At 47.0% G+C, this 1,339-nt stretch carries 2 protein-coding genes; both read right to left on the bottom strand.

Going from position 1 to position 1,339, the window contains the following annotated elements; translation table 11 throughout:
• Positions 1-264: 264 nt before the first annotated feature.
• Positions 265-906 (bottom strand): helix-turn-helix transcriptional regulator, encoded by a 642-nt coding sequence (locus KQJ18_RS24000; protein ID WP_085049411.1) that lies wholly within the window; start codon positions 904-906, stop codon positions 265-267.
• A gap of 124 nt (positions 907-1,030) precedes the next feature.
• On the bottom strand, positions 1,031-1,339 hold a 309-nt coding region (locus KQJ18_RS23995), incomplete at its 5' end, for a pyridoxal-phosphate dependent enzyme (RefSeq protein ID WP_216422951.1).

Genomic DNA, 1,339 nt, shown 5'->3' with positions numbered 1-1,339 from the left:
CTATTTTATGCATTGATTAAGTAAGGCCGATGCTGTCATTTAAAGTACCGCTAAAATTTACCCCGTCTGTATAAAAATAAGCTATCAATTCAGTCAGCGCAAATAAATACCTACGAATGCCAAGGTTTATTTTTTGCAGTCATAAGGTGACGTTTTTTCGTTGGATGATAATTTCTGGCTGTAAAGCAGCCCCGTAAGTGGGCTTGCTGCGTGCCAGCAATGATTGACAGGCAAGTTGAGGCAGTTATGCCTGTCTGAATCAGCTTAATCGCGCATGTGTGCCGACTGGCGCGCATACAGGTAAGCGGTGGCTCGCGACACGCCTAAATGCTGCGCGACGGTATCCATTGATTTTCGTACGTTCAGCAAACCTTCTTTACGGAGTTGTTGAATCAATAATTTACGGTCTTCAGGTTTGAGCGCGCGCGCCGTGGTCGCGCGTTTAGCGGCAAAGTCATCAATACGCTGGCGAATAACTTCATTACTACCGGGATCGATATGTTCTTTTATGGGGGAGTCTTCGGTTTCAGTAAATTGTGCAAGCGCGCTCTGTATACCCCGAAACAACGTCATATCAACATTAAGGCACAGCGCCGCGACGTATTTACCGTCCTCATCCTTGATACCAATGGAAGTGCTTTTTACCGGACGACCATCAGCAAACTGATTGCTGTAGTTGGCGATGATGCTGGGAAAGTCTGGTGATGCTATGCGCGCCAGACCCAATTCTGTTGCTGGTTGGCCTGGTTTACGTCCGGAAAGATTATTATGGATGGCCAAAATGGCATGTTCAGGTTTTTTGAGGTCGTGAACAACCACTTCACAAAAGGGAGAAAAGGTCTCGCTTAACCCTCTGGCGATAGTATCAAGTTGGCTGAGAAGCGAGTTATTGTCGGTTTTTGGCATGCCAGTCTCCTGCAGTGGTGCCTTTTGCCACGATGACGAGCAGTTTACAGTGAGCAGGGCTCGCTTTTCCAGACGGGAATGTACAGACAGGAATAAGGTATCTGCATGGCAGATACCTTGCTTATCATCCAGCCAGCAATTCACCATAGCGGCTGATGTCCACGTTTCCACCGCTGATAATAATGCCGATTTTCTTACCCTGCAGTTCAGATTTCCGTGCTCTGGCGGCGGCAAAACCCAGACAGCCAGTTGGCTCTACGACGATTTTCATTCGTTCTGCGATAAATTTCATCGCGGTGACTAATTCAGTATCTGAGACAGTCAGAATATCGTTCACGTTTTGCTGAATAATCGCAAACGTATACTGTCCAAGGTGTTGAGTCTGAGCGCCATCGGCTATGGTTTTCGGTGTATCAATATGAACAATGTTGCC

It is taken from the genome of Citrobacter sp. S55_ASV_140 (assembly GCF_018919505.1).
GTDB lineage: Bacteria > Pseudomonadota > Gammaproteobacteria > Enterobacterales > Enterobacteriaceae > Citrobacter > Citrobacter werkmanii.
Note: the sequence above shows the minus strand (reverse complement) of the source record. Positions and strands in the feature narration are given on the sequence as shown.

What these genes read in the sequence shown, in the direction of transcription:
- KQJ18_RS24000 (WP_085049411.1), bottom strand. Translation starts at nt 906, where the DNA reads ATGCCAAAAACCGACAATAACTCGCTTCTCAGCCAACTTGATACTATC.